Here is a 15,419-nt window from a genome sequence, read left to right as displayed (position 1 = left end):
GCTCCCGTTAGCGGCTGAAGTCGCTGTCGACGTAGGAACCAGTCCGGTGGTCAGAGCCGCAGGGGCAACGGTCCACTTCGATCCGGAGAGTCACGGGCTTGGATGCTTCCAAGGTGAGCGTGGCGTCCTCGGTGGCTTGGGTGGTGACACGGAGCGTGTCCTGGTCAGAGAAGTTGGGCATGGTGAAACTTTCTGTGTGGGGGAATCGGCCGACAGCCGGGTTACTTGTCCCGGGACTCCGGCTGGGGGTTTCCCACCAACGGAATGGTCCCGGTGTGTGTACCGCCAGGACAGTCCGAGTCCTGGCATTTCTCAGCGCAGTCGTGCTTGGTGACCAGATCGAACTGAACGCCGCCGTGTTGCTCGACGCCTGTGCGAATGGCCCGTTCCACCACTGAGGTGGCCAGTCGTTTGTGCAATTGCAGGGGATCGCGGCGAAGGTCCTTGACCAAGGCGAAACAGAGCAACAGCATGACGATCACAAAGGGCAGGGCAGCCACGATTGTCACTCGTTGCAGGCCGGACAAGGCTTCCGAAGGTTTATCGCCGCCGGCAAGCAGCATGACAGCTGCTACTGCGCCGGTGAGGCTTCCCCAGAAAATGACCACACCTCGACGCGGGTGCTCGGCACCGTTGGAGCTGAGGGATCCCATCACGATGGAGGCTGCGTCGGCACCGGTGACGAAGAAGATCGCCACCAGGACCATGGCAAGCACAATGACGGCCGCTGTAGCCCAGCCAGGCATGCCCAGGTTCTTGATCAGGTCGAAGAGGGCGCCATCGAAGTTGATGGAGGGTGCACCGTCCACCATGGTCACGAGTCCTGGAGTTCCGGCCTTGTCTGCTTCTTGCTGAACGTGGAAGGCGGCTCCGCCGAAGATGCCGAACCAGATGACACTGACCACGCTGGGCACCAGCAGGACGCCGGTGACGAACTGGCGGATGGTGCGGCCACGGCTGATGCGGGCGATGAACATTCCTACGAAGGGCGTCCAGGAGATCCACCAGGCCCAGTAGAAGATGGTCCAGCTGGTCATCCAGCTGCGCAGTGAGTCATCTCCCACGGCTTCGGTCCGTGAGGACATTTCAGCCAAGTCACGGGCGTAGTCACCCACAGCCGAGGGGATCAGATTGAGGATGAACAGGGTGGGCCCGGCTACGAACACAATGAGGGCCAGGACAACGGCCAACACCATGTTGATGTTGGACAGCCACTGGATGCCGCGGCTGATGCCGGAAACAGCTGATGCCACGAAGCAGAAGGTCAGGATCGCTACGATGACCACCAGCACGGGGGTGCCGATCTCACCCAGCCAGCCGTTGGACGTCATGCCGCTGCCGATCTGGAGGGCGCCGAGGCCCAACGAGGCGGCAGTTCCGAAGAGCGTGGCGAAGATGGCCAGGATATTGATGAACTTACCCAGCGGCCCTTCCACCATGCGGATGCCAAAGAGCGAGGTGAAGGCCGCGGAAACCAGCTGCTTGCGGCCCAGGCGGTAGGTGCCATACGCCATGGCAATGCCCACCACTGCGTACATGGCCCAGGGGTGAAGGGTCCAGTGGAAGATGGAGGTGGCCATGGCCGTCTGGATGGCAGCGGGGGTGCGGCCGTCCACAGTGCCCGGGGGAGGCGAGATGTAGTGATACAGCGGTTCGGCGACGCCGTAGAACATGAGCCCGATGCCCATGCCCGCGGCGAACATCATGGCCACCCAGGAGACGGTGCGGAACTCGGGCTTCTCGCCGTCCTTGCCCAGCGGGATGTTGCCGAACTTGCCAAGGGCAAGCCACAGAACAAAGACCACGAACAATGAGGCGAGGACCATGAACAGCCAGCCTGTGTATTCCATGACCCAGTTCAGGGCGCCCTTGGACGTTTCAGAAAGGCTGTCCCTTCCGACGAAGCCCCAGACCACAAAGGCGACGGCGATGGCGCCTGTGATCCCGAAGGTAACTTTGTCCAAGGTAAGTTTGCGGTTCCGGCGGGCCGAAACGGCCTGCTCGGTCTTGGCGTGGCGCAACTCTTCCATGATCTCTGCGTATTCTTCAGAATCGGGAAGGGTCTCGGCGCCTCCATCCTCAGCGTTGAGGGCTGCCAGATTGACTTCGTCGGGGGAGACGCTGATGACTTCTTCAGACGTTTCCCTGCGGGCGGGGCTGGCTGCAGCCGGGGAATCTGCTACGTGATCGTTGGCAGGTAATTCCTCAGGTGTCAGCGGTTTTGTTTCACTGTTTATAGCCATGAGCGGGTCCTTTGCTCGGCGTGTCATGAGCCTGCATTTCTACGAGGCTTTGGTGAATGGATTGGGTGGGAAGGTTGGGTCTTCCTCCGATCCGATGGTCATGGCGGGCCGTGGTGCCTCCCCGAGTACGCGGTCACGGAGCGGGCAGGCGATAGCGATGATGTACCTCTTCTGGTTCGTTGGACGGGGGCGGTTGGATCGACGGTCCATGCTCTCAAGGCGTGTTCCGCAGGAATCAACAACATCCGCGCTATGCAACAGAGTGCTCTCCGTCACACCCAAAGTCAAGGGATTTGCGCTCTTTAACAGCAGATTGATATATCAATTGGCTGGAAGGGAAATGTTGCGTATCATGGGGTACGTTGCGAATGGCGCGTCAATTTGGCTGCCTAGAGGCAGCGAGGTCACACTGGCGAGTGTCGCCCGGCAAGTGCTGAGGTATGGCTGACGCGCGGTGACGCTACCGGCGCCTGTAGCCCATCCTCGCGCTGATGGTCAGGCCGGCCTCGCGGAGGCCGTCGATGAGTTTTGGCTGGTCCTCGGGCGCAAAGCGGAACGCGGGGCCGGAAATACTCACGGCGGCAATGACGCTTCCCTCGTGGTTGAAGATGGGCACGGCAACGGCGGTGAGCCCGATTTCAAACTCTTCGTGGACTGTGGCGTACCCGTTGCGGGCAACGTCCAACAACTGCTTTTCCAATTCTCCGCGGTTGGTCACGGTCCGTGGCGTTCGCGCGGGCAGGCCCACTGCCTTGAAGACCTGGCTTCTTTCGTCAGCGGTCAGTGCTGCAAGAAGAACCTTGCCGCTGGAGGTGGCATGCAGCGGCGTCAGGCTACCCACCCAGTCGTAAGTGGCCAGTGTTGAAGGTCCCATGGCCTGGTCCACGTTGACGGCATAGTTGGACCGCAGCACGGCAAGGTTCACTGTTTCCTTGTACTCGGCGGCCAGCGCCTCCAGGACTTGCCGTGCCTCATGGACAACGCTCAACCTGCCGGGGATGGATGAGGCCAAGCGGAGGATCCCAAAGCCCAGCTGGTACTTGCCCCGTTCACTGTTCTGCCGGACCAGTTCACGGTTGACCAAGGATCCCACCAACCGGGACACGGTGGATTTGTGGACGCCCATCTCCTCGGCGATGTCGCTCACGCCGGCATCGCCTTCCCGGGCCAGGATTTCCAGGATCTGGAGGGCACGGTCCACTGACTGGACGCCTCCGCCTTGGGCGTCTGCGTCCTTGTCGATGTCAGGGTTGTTGCGTGCGGCCATGGTGCCTCGTGTCCGTTGTCCAGGCAGGCGGCCCCGGGCTGGTAGCCCTGCCCGGCCTGCACCTTCGTCTTTCCACATCCTAGACGGAGTTTTGCACGGACCCTTTCACACCATGGGAAACCACCTGATTCAGGCGCTGATGGCGGCTCTTCCTGCTGTCCACGGCAGCGGCAGCACAGGCACAGACGCGCCGGCTGCTACACCTTCCGGGGGAACAGCCATGTACCCGTCTGCCCCGGCAAGACCCCGCATCATCCCCGGACCCGTGTGGGTGGCAGGGAGGGCGAGACGGTGGATGACCACGCAGGGCACAAGCCGTGTGCGGCCTGGGTCCGGATCAATGTCCGCCCCGGAGGTCACCATGCCGGCTTTCCGGAGCGGCCGGTTTCCCAATGCCGTCAGCAGTGGTTCGCCCAAGGTCATGAGGGCCATCATGGCGGCCAGTGGATTTCCCGGCAGTCCGATGATGAAGTGTCCGTCCGGGAGTTCGGCCAGGACCGCGGGGTGGCCCGGACGCATGGCGATCCCGTCCACCAGGAGCCGGCCGCCGAGTGCGGCAACGGCGTCGCGGAAGTGGTCGGTCCCGGATTTACCTGTCCCACCAGTGGTGATGGTGACGTCGGGGCTTTGGCCGTGGTCGACTTCTGTGAGCGCGGACAGCCACTCAGTGTATGAATCGCCAATCCGGAGCTGGCCGGCGGGTTCGCCGCCCAATTGCGAAATGACGGCGTCCAATTGCGGCCCGAACGCGTCGCGGACCTTTCCCGCCGCAGGCTCGCCGGAGGTCACCACTTCCGATCCGGTCAGTACGACGCCGACACGTGGCTTGCGCTGTACCAGCAGGTGGTCGTGCCCCGCCACGGCGGCGAGGGCAATATGGGCAGGATTGAGGACCGTTCCGGCGGGAACCAGCAGTTCGCCGGCGGATGCTTCCTCTCCGGCGGGGCGGATATGCCGGCCAGGGGACAACTCGCCGGGCCTTGAATCGGGCCCAAGCGAAAGATATCCGTCCCCGGAGACGAACCCACTTTCCTTGCGCAGGACTGCCGTGGCGCCACGTGGGACGAGCCCTCCGGTGGCGATCACGCTCGCTTGACCCTCAGCGAGCGGCATGCCGGATGTCGTCAGGATCCAGGGTCCGGTGCCGTCGCCAGTACCGTTAACAGCCCAGCCGTCCATGGCTGAGGACGCGTAATGCGGCAGGTCCTGATGGGAGGTGACCGGGCCGGTCAAGGTGCGCCCGATCGCGTCGCCGAGGCTAACCGACAAGGACGGGAGCGGCGTGGCACAGTCGTAAGCCAATTGCCGCGCATCGGCCCAGGTGAGAGCCTTTGTGCACGTTGCTTGTGCAAGCATTGATGCCCGCTTCCTGAAGTGAGGTGTGATGCAGATACCGGGAACTGCACGGCCTTCCCGTAATTCTTGCCGCGCAGTCCCCGGTATCAGTTGTGTGTAATGAACTAGGCCTTCACGTAGCCGTTGGGGTTCAGTACGAACTTTGTTGCGGCGCCGGCGTCGAATTCGGCGTAGCCGCGCGGAGCGTCCTCGAGGGGGATGGCCTTGGCGTTGACGGCCTTGGCGATCTGTACCTTGTCGTGGAGGATGGCCATCATCAGCTGACGGTTGTACTTCATTACAGGGCACTGCCCGGTGGTGAAGGACAAGGACTTGGCCCAGCCGGTGCCCAGGGAGAGCGAGAGGGAGCCGTGCTTGGCTGCCTCGTCGATTCCACCCGGATCGCCGGTGACGTAGAGACCCGGGATGCCCAGGGACCCGCCGGCGGCAGTGATGTCCATGAGGGAGTTCAGCACGGTGGCAGGTGCTTCGTGGGAGGCATCCTTGCCGTGACCGCGGGCTTCGAAGCCAACAGCGTCCACGCCGCAATCCACTTCCGGAACTCCCAGGATCTGTGCGATTTGTTCCTTGGGATCACCGTTGGACACGTTGACGGTTTCGCAGCCGAAGGAACGCGCCTGTGCCAGCCGGTCCTCGTTCATGTCGCCCACAATCACGACGGCGGCGCCAAGCAGCTGTGCGCCCACGGCGGCGGCGAGACCCACGGGCCCGGCACCTGCGACGTAAACCGTGGAGCCCACGCCCACGCCGGCAGTGACGGCGCCGTGGAAACCGGTGGGGAAAATGTCCGAGAGCATGGTCAAGTCCATGATCTTTTCCAGTGCCTGATCGCGGTCCGGGAAGCGCAGCAGGTTCCAGTCGGCGTAGGGGACCAGTACGAACTCGGCCTGGCCGCCCACCCAGCCTCCCATGTCAACGTAACCGTAGGCGCTGCCGGGGCGGTCCGGGTTGACGTTGAGGCAGATGCCCGTCTTCTGCTCTTTACAGTTCCGGCAGCGGCCACAGGAGATGTTGAACGGGACCGAGACGATGTCACCTACCTTGATGAACTCGACGTCGGGTCCCACCTCCACCACTTCGCCGGTGATCTCGTGGCCGAGGACCAGGTCCTTCGGAGCTGTGGTGCGGCCGCGGACCATGTGCTGGTCCGAACCGCAGATGTTGGTGGTCACTGTGCGGAGGATCGCGCCATGCGGCACCTTCCGTCCGACATTGGCAGGGTTGACGCCCGGTCCGTCTTTGAGCTCAAACGTTGGGTAGTCAGTGTCGATGATCTCAACGACACCGGGTTCCTTGTAGGCGACTGCTCTGTTTCCTGACATGGTCACTCCCTATTCTTTGGCTGTTACTGAAAATGCTGCCCAATGATCCGAAAGCGGTGCTTCGATGAGGAAATACCTCCCCAGGTTTCAGGCACCGAAGCACCAATTACGAACCACTGGACGGGTAAAAACTGACGGGTAAAAAACTGACGGGTAAAAACTGACGGGTGGAAAATCTGTTCTGGATCTAGGCTTTCTCCAGCCGGATGATCACCGACTTCGAGGTGGGCGTTCCACTGGTATCGGCCACGGAGTCCAACGGCACCAGGACGTTGGTTTCCGGGTAGTACGCGGCGGCGCACCCCTTGGGCGTCGAGTACGAGACGATGCGGAAGTCCTCAGCCTTGCGATCAACGCCGTGGAACTCGGAAATCAGGTGGACCATGTCGCCGTCGGAAAATCCCAGCTCGGTGATGTCGTCAGCGTTGATGAGCACCACGCGCCGGCCACCGTGGATGCCGCGGTAGCGGTCGTCTTTGCCGTAGATGGTGGTGTTGTACTGGTCATGTGAGCGCAGGGTTTGCAGGACCAAGCGGCCCGGCGGGATCTTGATGAATTCCAGTTCGTTGCCCGTGAAGTGTGCTTTCCCGGAGGCGGTGTGGAACTTCCTGGCGTCGCGCGGCGGGTGGGGCAGCACAAAGCCGCCCGGATGCTGGATTCGTGCTTCGAAGTCCTCAAAACCATCGAAGACGGCCTCAATATGCTTCCGGATCAGGGTGTAGTCGTCCCTCATGGCCAGCCAGGCAGCCTGGGGCGTGTTGGGCAGGCGGCTGTGGCCATCGGTGAACAGGCGGTGTGCAAGGTTGCAGACGATCGCCACTTCGGAGTGGAGGTGTTCGCTTGCGGGTTTGAGGCGTCCCCGTGATGCGTGGACGGCGCTCATGGAGTCTTCCACGGTGACCCGCTGATCGCCTGTGCGCTGGGTGTCCTTCTCGGTGCGTCCGAGGGTGGGCAGGATCAGCGCCCGGCGACCCGTGGACAGGTGAGAGTGGTTCAGTTTGGTGGAGATCTGGACGCTCAACCTGGTGTTGGCCAGGGCCAGTTCGGTCACGTCGGAGTCAGGAGCGGCCCGGACGAAGTTGCCGCCCATGCCCATGAAGAAACGGACTTTCCCGTCCCGCATGGCGCGGATGGCCGCCACGGTGTCAAAGCCGTGCTCACGGGGAGAGCGGAACTCGAATTCCTGGTCCAACCGGTCATGGAACGTCTCCGGCATCTTTTCGAAGATGCCCATGGTGCGGTCGCCCTGGACATTGGAGTGACCGCGCACAGGGCAGACGCCGGCGCCGGGCTTGCCGATGTTGCCTTGTAGCAGCAGAACATTGACCACATCGCGGAGGGTGGGTACGGAATGCTTGTGCTGGGTCAGTCCCATGGCCCAGCACACGATGGTGGCACTGGAGGCGAGCAGACGCTCACCCGTCGAGTGGAGCTGCTCCAGGGTCAGGCCGGTTGCCTCCACGATGTCATCCCACTCCACCTTCTCCAGGTAGCGCAGGTAGTCATCAATACCTACCGTGTGGTTGTTGATGAAGTCATGGTCCAAGACAGTTTTCAGGCCTGGCGTGTTCCGGCCATCAGCTTCGGCCTCAAGAAGGTACTTGCCCAGGCCTTGGAAGAGAGCCTGATCTCCGCCGGCCCTGATCTGCAGGAACTCGTCCGTCAGCTGGGTCCCTTGGATCATGCCCGCCACATGCTGTGGGTTTTCAAAGTGCAGGAGCCCGGCTTCAGGAAGAGGATTGACGGACACGATGATCGCGCCGTTCTTCTTCGCCTTTTCCAAGGCGCTGAGCATGCGCGGGTGGTTGGTGCCGGGGTTCTGGCCGGCCACGAAAATCAGCGATGCCGTTTCCAGGTCGGTCAGGCTAACGGACCCTTTGCCGATGCCGATGGTTTCCACCAGGGCTGAGCCGGAGGACTCGTGGCACATGTTGGAACAGTCCGGGAGGTTGTTGGTACCCAGGCCGCGAACCAACAGCTGGTAGACGAACGCTGCTTCATTGGAGGTCCGGCCGGAAGTGTAGAAAACTGCTTGATCGGGGTTTTCCAGGCCCCGCAGTTCCTCGGCCATAAGGTCATAGGCCTCGTCCCAGTCAATAGCCCTGTAGTGGGAAGCGCCTTCGTCCAGGAACATCGGGTGGGTGAGTCGGCCTTGCTGGCCGAGCCAGAAGTCATCGCGGGTTTTGAGCTCGTCAATGGAATGCTGGGCGAAGAATTCCGGCGTGACGCGGCGGCGGGTAGCCTCCTCGGCCACTGCCTTGGCGCCGTTCTCGCAGAACTCTGCCGCGTTGCGCTTTTCATGCTCGGGCCAGGCGCATCCCATGCAGTCGAACCCGTCCAGCTGATTCACGGCCAAGAGGGTTTGGACGCTTCGCAGCGGTCCCATCTGTTCCAGCGAAATTTTCAGGGCGTTGGCAACAGCGGGGATGCCTACGGCCTTGGTTTTGGGTTTGGTGACGGTCAGCTTTGACTCGTCAATGTTCTCGCGTGGAGCTTTGGAATGCATGGGAACCCCTTCAGATCCGGGACGTGGAAGCTGTGATCAGCGTGGTTCGGGATTGCTGCCGGGCGGCTTCCACGGTGTGCAGCAGCAGGAGCGCAGTGGTGACTGATCCTACGCCTCCCGGGACAGGACTCAACCCGGCCGCCACTCCGGTGACGCTGGCTTCGTCAACGTCCCCCACCAAGGTGCCGTCGGGCAGCACGTTCGTTCCGACGTCGATCACTACCGCCTCCGGTGAGACGTGGCTGCCTTTCAGCAGCCCGGTCCGCCCGGCTGCGACAACCACGACGTCGGCCGGCCGGGTGTAGCGTTCCAGCGGTCCGGATTTGGAATGGCAGACAGTAACAGTGGCATCCCTCGCGAGGAGCAGCAGGGACAGCGGCTTGCCCACCACAGCGGAACGCCCGACGACGGCCACGTTGCGTCCTGCGACCGGGATCTGGAAGTGGTCCAACAGTTCCACCACAGCCTGCGCAGTGGCGGGGGCGAAGGCGGGCTGCCCCACAGCCAAGCGGCCCAGGCTGAGGGGATTGGCGCCGTCGATGTCCTTTTCCGGAGCGATGAGGCCCACCAACCTGTCAGCGGCAACGGCGGCGGGCAGGGGAGTCTGGAGGATGATGCCGTGGACGGATGGCTCCGCACTGAGGTCCTCCAGGACATTGGCCAGCACTTGTTCGGTGGCGTCGTGGCCAAGATCGATGATCCTGCACCCGATCCCGGCACGTCCGGCCGCTCGCTCAATGGACCGAACGTACCAGTGCGTGGATTCGTCGGCCGTGGCAACAACCACTGCGAGCACCGGCCGGATGCCCTGGTCATCCAGCAGGGTGGTTTCCTCGTTGGCCCGCTGCTGAATGAGGGCAGCGAGGGGCTTGCCGGAAAGGACTTCGGTGTTCACGCGCACTGCAGCGGTCATGCGAGGATCCTTTCGCGGACGAGTTTCACCAGGGAATCAGCCGCCAGGACCACCTTGTCCTCAATCCCGTCCGTCTGTTCCGCCAGGCGGGAACGGGCTTCGCCCTGCTTGAGGGCGACCACGTTGATGTCGATGTTCACCCGGGCCGTGGTGGCGGCTGCGCGGGCTGCATCGGCGGCAGCTGCGACGTCGCTGATGACGTTGGGGTTGGCCACATCAAAAAGTTCGGTGGCAAGGTCCACCACCTCACCGGCAACCTTGATCAGCTGCGCTGGAGTATGGGCCGCCTGGACCAGGGCCTCCTGGATGGCTGCTGTTTTTGCGGCTTTGAGTTCGTCGGTTTCCGAGGGGAGCTTGTAGGAATCGATGACGGACTGGAAAGCGTGTTCGTCGGCATCCGCGAGACGCAGTGCCTCGACGATCAAGTGGTCGGCGGCGCTGGTGATCCGGGTGACCAGGGCGGCGTGCTCCTCGTACTTTGCGCCGGTGGTGTACCTGGCCACCATGCCCACCAAGGCAGCACCTTGGGCGGCATGCAGTGCCGCTGCCGCGCCACCGCCGGGGGTGGGCTGACGTGAAGCAAGCCTGGAGAGGTAATCACTGATGGTTTCTGAACTGATCATGGGTTAGCCCCGGAGTCGGCTCATGGTGGGGTCGTACAGCGGATCTTCGGTGACGGTCGCCTGGATGCGGCGTCCGAAGTACTCGATTTCCACGGAGTCGCCCAGTGATACTGCGGAGGGCAGGTAAGCGTAGGCGATCGGTTTGCGGACCGAGTAGCCGTAGGCGGCGCTGGTGACATAACCAACCGCCTGGTCCTTGTAGAACACCGGTTCCTTGCCCAGCACGAGGCTCCTGCCGTCGTCCACCGTCAAGCAGCGCAGGCGACGCGCGGAGCCTTCTTCGGTGCGGCCTTCCAAAGCGGCCTTACCGACGAAGTTCTCCTTGGTCATCTTCACGGCAAACCCGACGCCGGCTTCGTACGGATCGTGCTCGGTGGTCATGTCCGTGCCCCAGGAACGGTAGCCCTTCTCCAGACGCAGCGAGCTGAACGCAGCGCGGCCTGCGGCGATGACGCCGAACGGCTGGCCGGCCTTCCACAGGGCGTCCCAGAGTCGCTGCCCGTTGTCAGCGCTGGTGTAGAGCTCCCAACCGAGTTCGCCCACGTAGGACAGGCGCATGGCCGTGACGGTAACGCCGCCGATGGTGACCTTCTTGGAACGGAAGTACTTCAGGCCGTCATTGCTGAAGTCATCGCTGCTGACCGTGCTGATGAGGTCGCGGGCCAGGGGACCCCACAAACCGATGCAGCAGGTGCCGCCGGTGGTGTCACGGACCTGCACCCAGTCGCCGGCGTCGCCATTGGCGGTTTGCTGCCGGGCGGCACGTTCAAAGTAGGCAGTATCAATGTTGCCGTTGGCTCCGAGCTGGAAGGTGTCTTCGCTGAGGCGGGCCACGGTGATGTCGCTTCGGATGCCACCGGCCTCGTCCAGGAGGAGCGTGTAGGTCACAGCGCCGGGCTTCTTGGACATATCACCGGTGGTCAGTTCCTGCAGCAACTTCAGTGCCCCCGGGCCGGAAACCTCCAGGCGCTTCAGCGGAGTCATGTCGTACATCGCAACAGCTGTGCGGGTCTTCCACGCCTCGGCTGCCGCGATGGGGGAGCTGAACATTCCGGACCAGGCATCACGGGCCGGCGGCTGCCAGTCGTCCGGCATTTCCTTGAGGAGTTCAGCGTTGGCTTCAAACCAGTACGGGCGTTCCCAGCCGGCGCCTTCCAGAAAGTAGCCGCCCAACTGCTTGTGACGTGCGTGGAAGGGGCTGACGCGGAGGTTGCGGGGAGAGAGCTTGGGCTGGAGCGGGTGCATCACATCGTAGATTTCCACGAAGTTCTGCTGGGAGGTTTCGCTGACATATTCGGGGGTCAGCTGGACCTCTTCGAAGCGGTGGATGTCGCAGTCGCCAAGATCGATCTGTGACTTGCCGGTGGTCAGCAGCTCGGCAACGGCGCGGGCAATGCCGGCGGAGTGGGTGACCCACACGGCCTCGGCCACGAAGAAGCCGTCCACTTCCTTGGATTCGCCCACCAGCGAGCCGCCGTCCGGGGTGAAGGAGAAGATGCCGTTGAAGCCATCCTCGATTTCGCTTTCGCGGAGTGCCGGCAGGATCTGCTTGGTCGCTTCCCACGCGGGAAGGAAATCTTCCAACGTGAAGTCCAGGCGGGAGGGCATATTGTGTTCGGTGATGCTGCTGGGCTCATAGCTCCCCAGCTCATCAAGGTCCACGGGCATGGGGCGGTGCGCGTAGGAACCAATGCCGTAGCGCTCGCCATGTTCGCGGTAGTAGAGGTCCTGGTCCTGGTGGCGCAGGATGGGCAGCTGGGCGCCGTTGGGAAGCTCGTTCTTGCCCTTCTGTGCCGGCACGGGAGTGGTCTTGACGTACTGGTGTGCCAGCGGGAGCAGCGGAACGGACATCCCGATCAACTCGCCTACCTTTGCACCCCAGAATCCGGCGCAGGAAACCACGATGTCCGCGGGGATCACGCCGTCGGCGGTTTCGACGCCGGTCACGCGGCGGTTTGACTGCTCAATTCCGGTCACTTCGGTGTTGCCGATGTACTTCACTCCGGCGGCTTCGGTCCGCTTGATCAACAGCTGGACGGCACGGGCTGCAAGCGCCAGGCCATCGGTGGGGACGTGCAGGCCACCCAGGATGTCTTCCTCATTGATCAGGGGGTAGAGCTCCTTGCATTCCTCGCGGGAGAGGATCTTGCCGTCGATGCCCCAGGCCTGCGCGTAGCCGAGCTTGCGCTTCAAGTCAGCCAGTCGGGTTTCCGTGGTGGCAACTTCCAGTCCGCCCACCTGGTTGAAGCAGCTCTGGCCGTCCTCTGTCAGGGACAGCAGCTTTTCCACGGTGTACTTGGCGAAGAGCGCCATGGACTTGGAAGGGTTGGTTTGGAAAACCAGGCCCGGCGCGTGGGACGTTGAGCCACCGGGCATGTTCAGGGGTCCTTGGTCCAGGACGGTGATGTTGTTCCAACCGCGGGTGACCAGTTCGTCGGCGAGGTTAGTGCCAACAATCCCAGCTCCGATGATGACAATGCGAGGCGTGGATGCCATGGGGAATTCTCCTGCTGAAGTTAGGGGGTGAGTCTGCTGGTGTTCTGGTGCTGCTTTTAGCGGAAAACCACTGTGCTGGTTTGGTCCAGCAGCACACGGTGCTCGCAGTGCCACCTGACGGCGCGGGACAACGCCAGGGCTTCGGCATCCTGGCCCACGGTTGAGAGGGTGGTGGGGCCGTAGCTGTGATCCACGCGGATGACTTCCTGCTCAATGATCGGGCCCTCGTCCAGGTCCGCGGTGACGTAATGGGCGGTTGCGCCAACCAGCTTCACACCGCGGTCATAGGCCTGGTGGTAGGGGCGGGCGCCCTTGAACCCCGGGAGGAAGGAGTGGTGGATGTTGATGGCGCGTCCTTCAAGGGAACGGCAGAGGTCGTCCGAGAGCACCTGCATGTAGCGTGCGAGCACTACGAGGTCCACGTTGTACTCCTCCACCAGGTCCAAGAGCTGCTGCTCGGCATCTGCCTTGGTGTCCGGGGTGACGGGAATGTAGACGAAAGGCAGGCCGGCGGCTTCTGCCATGGCGCGGTGCGTCTCATGGTTGGAGGCAACCACCACGAGGTCGCCGCCGAGGCTGCCGCCCCGCCAGCGGAAGATGAGGTCGTTGAGGCAGTGCCCGAACTTGGACACCATCACAAGGACCCGCTTCTTGGTCTTGTCATGGAAGCTGAACTTCATCTCGAAGCGTTCGGCAATCGCGCCGAACTCCTCTTCGAGCCTCTCCGGTGAGTAGGACAGCGGCCCGGAGAAAGCGGTCCGCAGGTGCAGCGTCTGGCGGAGGCCGTCGTCGAACTGCTGGTGCTCTTCAATATTGAAACCGCGCTCGTAAAGGAAGGTGGTGACTGCCTGAACAATCCCGGCGCGTTCGACGCACGACAATGTGAGTACGAACTTCTGTGCTTGCTCTTCTTTGAGCAATTCGGGCTTCGGCAGTGTGCTTACCGTTGAGTCTGTTGCCACGAGGGTCATGTCTCCTCCTTTAGATATATTCCTGGGTCCTGAACTGATATATTAGGATTGAATTCAGCGTATACTGGTGGCTGAGGCAGGTCAATAGATTTTTTGGATGTGAAGAAGGGGCTGGCACTGTGGCTTTTGGAACTCTGGCAACCATCGGCGATGCCGCGAAGAAATCCCTGGCTGACATTGCCTATGAGCGCCTTCGCGACCGGCTGCTGATGCTGGAGATCAAGCCCGGCGATCTTCTCAATGACGATCAGCTGGCCAAGGAGCTGGAGATCGGGCGAACCCCGGTGCGGGAAGCCCTGAAGAGGCTTGAGCTGGACCGCCTGGTGATCACCTACCCGCGGCGCGGGACGTTTGCCACGCGGGTTGAAGTTACGGATCTGGCGTTTATTTCAGAGATTCGCGCCCAGCTGGAACCCTTGGCTGCCGCACGCGCGGCGCGGGTTGCTTCCGCCTCTACCAAGGAACACCTGCGGGAAGTGATGCGCGCGGTGGAGGACTTTGATGTCAGCGCGGCCTCTGTGGTTGAAACCTTGCGGCTCGACGCCAGTGTTCATCAGGGCATCTATGCAGCGGCGGCGAACCCGCACCTCGAAGACGTCCTGATCCGCTACGACAACCTGGCGACACGCATCTGGTGCATGGTCCTGGACCGGCTGCCCGATCTTGAGCACCACGTGCGCGAGCACCTCGACTTGCTGCGGGCCGTCATTGACGGAGACGAAGAAAAGGCTGCCGATCTTGCGCGCACACATGTCAGTGGCTTTGAGCACGCTGTCCGGCAGGCACTGTTCGCGGCGTAGTGCACTGCGCCGTTGACTGGATGCTTCGGCGGCTGCATACTGATGATTCCATCTAATATATCACCCGGATATCAGGCATGGCTCCTTCCGCGGACGCCTCTGCATCCGGGAGGTTGGGATGCCATCACAGCCTTCAGCCCTTGGAGTATCACGTGCCTAAAAGACCCCTCCTTTTTGAACACATCCCACTGACGGGCAGCAGCCGCGTTAAGCGGGGCATGGCGGAGATGCTCAAGGGCGGCGTCATCATGGACGTCGTTAACGTCGAGCAGGCCCGCATCGCTGAGGACGCCGGTGCCGTCGCCGTCATGGCGCTCGAGCGTGTCCCGGCTGATATCCGCGCCCAGGGTGGCGTGTCCCGCATGTCCGATCCCGACATGATCGATGCGATCATTGCCGCCGTGTCCATCCCGGTGATGGCCAAGGCCCGCATCGGCCACTTCGTCGAGGCCCAGGTTCTGCAGTCCCTCGGTGTTGACTACATCGACGAGTCCGAGGTCCTGACCCCGGCCGACTACATCAACCACATCGACAAGTGGAACTTCACCGTTCCGTTCGTGTGTGGTGCCACCAACCTTGGTGAGGCGTTGCGCCGCATCAACGAGGGCGCGGCGATGATCCGTTCCAAGGGCGAGGCCGGCACCGGTGATGTTTCCAACGCCACCGGTCACATGCGCCAGATCCGTGCCGAGATCGCCAAGCTGTCTGCCCTGCCCGAGGACGAGCTGTATGTTGCGGCCAAGGAACTGCAGGCCCCGTACGAGCTGGTCAAGGAAGTTGCCGCCACGGGCAAGCTCCCCGTGGTCCTGTTCACCGCCGGCGGTATTGCTACCCCGGCTGATGCTGCGATGATGATGCAGCTCGGCGCCGACGGCGTGTTCGTTGGCTCCGGTATCTTCAAGTCCGGCAACCCCGCCCAGCG

At 62.5% G+C, this 15,419-nt stretch carries 12 protein-coding genes; 2 read left to right on the top strand and 10 right to left on the bottom strand.

Annotated elements, in window-relative coordinates; translation table 11 throughout:
* Nucleotides 1-7: 7 nt before the first annotated feature.
* From BMY91_RS23170 to purU, 10 genes are all read right to left on the bottom strand, one after another.
* Nucleotides 8-181 (bottom strand): hypothetical protein, encoded by a 174-nt coding sequence (locus tag BMY91_RS23170; RefSeq protein WP_175538792.1) that lies wholly within the window; start codon nt 179-181, stop codon nt 8-10.
* Nucleotides 182-221: 40 nt separating this feature from the next.
* On the bottom strand, nt 222-2,243 hold the full coding sequence (locus BMY91_RS15635; protein ID WP_254780003.1) for a BCCT family transporter: 2,022 nt from the start codon (nt 2,241-2,243) through the stop codon (nt 222-224).
* Between the two features lie 460 nt (nt 2,244-2,703).
* Entirely contained in the window at nt 2,704-3,510 is an 807-nt protein-coding gene (locus tag BMY91_RS15625; RefSeq protein WP_090823539.1) for an IclR family transcriptional regulator, read from the bottom strand.
* 129 nt (nt 3,511-3,639) lie between these two features.
* Nucleotides 3,640-4,866, bottom strand: a complete 1,227-nt coding sequence (locus BMY91_RS15620) for a molybdopterin molybdotransferase MoeA (RefSeq protein ID WP_090823537.1) — start codon at nt 4,864-4,866, stop codon at nt 3,640-3,642.
* Between the two features lie 104 nt (nt 4,867-4,970).
* Entirely contained in the window at nt 4,971-6,188 is a 1,218-nt protein-coding gene (gene fdhA, locus BMY91_RS15615) for a formaldehyde dehydrogenase, glutathione-independent (RefSeq protein WP_090824051.1), read from the bottom strand.
* Nucleotides 6,189-6,375: 187 nt separating this feature from the next.
* On the bottom strand, nt 6,376-8,694 hold the full coding sequence (locus tag BMY91_RS15610; protein WP_090823535.1) for an FdhF/YdeP family oxidoreductase: 2,319 nt from the start codon (nt 8,692-8,694) through the stop codon (nt 6,376-6,378).
* A gap of 10 nt (nt 8,695-8,704) precedes the next feature.
* Nucleotides 8,705-9,589, bottom strand: a complete 885-nt coding sequence (locus BMY91_RS15605) for a bifunctional 5,10-methylenetetrahydrofolate dehydrogenase/5,10-methenyltetrahydrofolate cyclohydrolase (protein WP_090824049.1) — start codon at nt 9,587-9,589, stop codon at nt 8,705-8,707.
* Nucleotides 9,590-9,603: 14 nt separating this feature from the next.
* Nucleotides 9,604-10,230 (bottom strand): cyclodeaminase/cyclohydrolase family protein, encoded by a 627-nt coding sequence (locus BMY91_RS15600; protein ID WP_090823532.1) that lies wholly within the window; start codon nt 10,228-10,230, stop codon nt 9,604-9,606.
* 3 nt (nt 10,231-10,233) lie between these two features.
* Complete coding sequence (locus BMY91_RS15595) at nt 10,234-12,726, bottom strand: GcvT family protein (RefSeq protein ID WP_090823530.1); 2,493 nt, start codon at nt 12,724-12,726, stop codon at nt 10,234-10,236.
* A gap of 56 nt (nt 12,727-12,782) precedes the next feature.
* Nucleotides 12,783-13,697 carry a formyltetrahydrofolate deformylase gene (gene purU, locus BMY91_RS15590; protein ID WP_090823528.1) on the bottom strand — a complete coding sequence of 305 codons (915 nt, stop codon included), beginning with the start codon at nt 13,695-13,697 and terminating at the stop codon, nt 12,783-12,785.
* 119 nt (nt 13,698-13,816) lie between these two features.
* Here purU and BMY91_RS15585 point away from each other — a divergent pair, with 119 nt between their 5' ends.
* Nucleotides 13,817-14,497 carry a GntR family transcriptional regulator gene (locus BMY91_RS15585; RefSeq protein WP_090823526.1) on the top strand — a complete coding sequence of 227 codons (681 nt, stop codon included), beginning with the start codon at nt 13,817-13,819 and terminating at the stop codon, nt 14,495-14,497.
* A gap of 218 nt (nt 14,498-14,715) precedes the next feature.
* A partial coding sequence (gene pdxS / locus BMY91_RS15580; RefSeq protein ID WP_256212850.1) for a pyridoxal 5'-phosphate synthase lyase subunit PdxS occupies nt 14,716-15,419 on the top strand: 704 nt, incomplete at its 3' end.

Source organism: Arthrobacter sp. yr096 (genome assembly GCF_900108925.1).
Taxonomy (GTDB): Bacteria; Actinomycetota; Actinomycetes; order Actinomycetales; family Micrococcaceae; genus Arthrobacter.
This window is presented reverse-complemented; position numbering and strand designations above follow the sequence as displayed.